This is a genomic window from Streptomyces sp. YS-3 (genome assembly GCF_045257485.1).
Taxonomy (GTDB): domain Bacteria; phylum Actinomycetota; class Actinomycetes; order Streptomycetales; family Streptomycetaceae; genus Streptomyces.
In genome coordinates this window covers 1-1,707 of the sequence record NZ_JBJHPC010000929.1, presented here as the reverse complement: position 1 = coordinate 1,707, position 1,707 = coordinate 1, and the positions used below count along the sequence as shown (strand labels likewise).

The window sequence follows — 1,707 nt, the reverse complement described above, 5'->3', positions numbered from 1 at the left end:
GCTGGGGGGGCTGGCTCATGACGTACGTACCTCTGCGGAAGGGAAGCGGGCGGGAGCGGACGCGTTCATCAGTTGCCGAACCCCATCAGGGCCTTCTCCTTGGTGTCGCCCTTGGGGCTGGACACCCGGCCGTTGAGGATGAACAGCCGGCCGTCGCGGTAGACCACGTGCTTGGAGAAGAAGCCGTTCTCGATGGAGGCGGTGGACGCCGGGTTCTGGAGCACGATCTTGGGCTGGCCCGCGCCCGCGACCTCCGCGACCGCGCCGCCCTGCTCGGTGGTGGGGGCGATGTAGGCGAGGACCTTGCCGCTCTCGGCGTTCAGGGGCAGCATCGTGCGGTCGCTGCCCGCGCTCGAACGCCACTTCTCCTTGCCGGTGTTGAGGTCGAACGCCACGACCGCGTTGGTGCGCCCGAAGCCGTCGCCGGTGCTGCGCTTGGGCTCGGTCGGCAGATACAGCGTGTTGGCGTCGGCGGCGGTGCCCAGGCAGCCCTGGAGGTCACGGTCCATGATCGCCCAGCCGCACTCCGGCTGGAAGCTGTCCTTGCTGACCAGCTCGGAGCGGAGCGAGCCGTCGGGCTTGTACGTCGAGATGTTGAACTGCTTCTTGTCCTTGTTGGTCACATAGACCACCAGCGGGTCGACGGAGAAGACCCGGGCGACCTTCCAGCCCTTGGGGTACTGCTTGGTCCACTTGGGCTTGCCGGTCGTGGCGTCCAGCTCCTGGATCTGGTCGACCGCGAGCGTGTCACCGCCGACCGTGCAGCTGCCCGCGGCGATCAGCCTGGGGCCGCCCGCGAAGGCGTCCGCCCGGCAGTTGCCGCTGCGCTCCTGACCGAAGATCTTCTTGCCGTCGAGCACCGAGAACCCGCTGACGCCGCCCATCCGGGCCACCGCCACGGTGTTGCCGCTGATCGCCAGGTCGAAGCTGGTCATGATGTCGAAGGCGTTCTCCGACGGGACCGCCACCTTCCAGCCCGCCTTGCCGGCCGCGAGGTCGACCTGCTGGAGCTGGTTGCACTTGGCGTTCTTGGTGTTGTTCTCCTGCACACCGAGGACGATCTTGCCGTCGGCGGTGGTCTGGTGCGGGGCGCCGCACAGCGGGGCGCTCAGCGGCACGCTCCACTTCTGCTTGCCGTCGGCCACCGAATAGGCGGTGACCTCCTTGTACATCGCCTTGACGACGGTGTCGCCGACCACCCAGGGGCCGGACTGCTCGGCGCCGTTCTGGGTGAGCTGGGTGGCGTTCTCCTGGAGCCAGACCTTCGCCTCGCCGTCCTTGCGGCCCGCGTTGAGGTCGTCGTTCCCGGCGCGGCCGTCGCCCTTGCCGTCGCCCTCGTCGCTGGTGGGGGAGCCGGTGGGCTGCGCGCTCTGGCTCGTCTTCGCCACGGGCTTCTTGTCGTCGTCCCCGCCCTTGGTGGCGAAGTAGACGCCGCCGCCGACCACGAGCAGACCGGCCACGGCCGCCGCCACGATCACGGCGGGCTTGCCCTTGAAGGGGTTGCGTCCCCCGCCCGGCGGCTCCGGCATCGGGGCGCCCGGGTACTGGGGCTGCGTCGGGTAACCGCCGTACGGGCCCGCCTGCTGGCCGTAGGGGCCGGGCTGCTGGGCGTRCGGGCCGGGCTGGCCGGGCGCCTGCGGGTAGCCGTAGCCCGGCTGCGCCGGGGGCGTCTGCGGATAGCCGTACCCGGGCGCCCCGATGCCGGAG

The 1,707-nt window shown here is 70.5% G+C and carries 1 protein-coding gene; it reads right to left on the bottom strand.

The annotated features are described in order from the left end of the window. Nucleotides 1-68: 68 nt before the first annotated feature. Nucleotides 69-1,707, bottom strand: a 1,639-nt coding sequence (locus tag ACJA3G_RS36380) for a PQQ-binding-like beta-propeller repeat protein (protein ID WP_406557299.1), incomplete at its 5' end; no start/stop codon positions are given.